This is a genomic window from Oleiphilus sp. HI0123, from assembly GCF_001635315.1.
In genome coordinates, this window is sequence record NZ_LWGE01000378.1 from 1 (window position 1) to 976 (window position 976).

The 976-nt window shown below is 44.0% G+C and carries 2 protein-coding genes; one reads left to right on the forward strand and one right to left on the reverse strand.

The window, feature by feature from the left end:
- The coding region (locus tag A3761_RS03580; RefSeq protein ID WP_068749824.1) for a PP2C family serine/threonine-protein phosphatase at positions 1 to 585 on the forward strand (585 nt) is incomplete at its 5' end.
- 128 nt (positions 586 to 713) lie between these two features.
- Here the strand turns inward: A3761_RS03580 and A3761_RS03585 are convergent.
- Positions 714 to 976, reverse strand: a 263-nt coding sequence (locus tag A3761_RS03585; RefSeq protein WP_255374911.1) for a glutamate synthase-related protein, incomplete at its 5' end; no start/stop codon positions are given.

Sequence of the window (976 nt, forward strand, 5' to 3'; positions counted from 1 at the left end):
GGTATGGGCGGTCATGTTGATGGCGATAAAGCTAGCCAGGAGATTGTAAGGCAACTATCTGAAAAGGAACTACCAGTAAACCTTTTCTCCAAAGTAGATGCAATTAAACAAACTATACAAAATGTAAACACCGAGATATTTAGCTATGCAAAGGATAATCAACTAACGTGTGGCAGCACGGTTGTACTTCTGGCGCTTGAGAATAACAAATCTACCTTCTTATGGGCTGGGGATAGCAGGCTTTACTTATGGAGACGCGGTGAACTAACTCAATTGTCTTCAGACCACTCAATCTATAACTTATATAAAGAATCAGGTCTACCGACAGAAAACATTCAAAACAATGCAATTACTCGAGCGGTAGGTGTTGATGAGAACATTGATCTGGATATCGGTTTTCTAGACTTGGCTGTGGGCGATAGACTAATGCTGTGCTCCGACGGTCTGCACGACCCGGCTGGAGATGAAGGCATCAAGTATGCTCTATCCCTAGATACCCCGGAAAGTGCTGCGGAGAACTTAAAAAGCACCGTACTCGCGGGTGAGGCTAAAGATAACTTATCAGGTGTTTTTACTTGGCTGTAGCATTATCGATCAAAACTAGCTTCAACTAAAGCCCACACTGACACAGATTCTTGGAAACTAACATGTCAAAGACAAGCCACCTCAAAAAGGTGACATGTTACTAATTCAACTGTTGGGAAAAGGTATCTCTACATGCCACTAAACGGTATACCCGTTAATTCGGCAATCTCCTTTTTCCAAGTCGCAATATCTTGCAGAGTAAACTTACTCAAATGGTCATGGCCACACGCTCTCGCCATCACTTGCATCAAGTGTGTCGAGGATTTAAAGAAGCGTTCAAGCTGCTGTGCAGAGGTGTCAATATCCAGCTTAGCTCTGAGTTCAGGTTTTTGTGTCGCAATGCCTGCCGGACAAAGGTTGGTATTGCACATCCTGGCAGCAACGCAGCCAA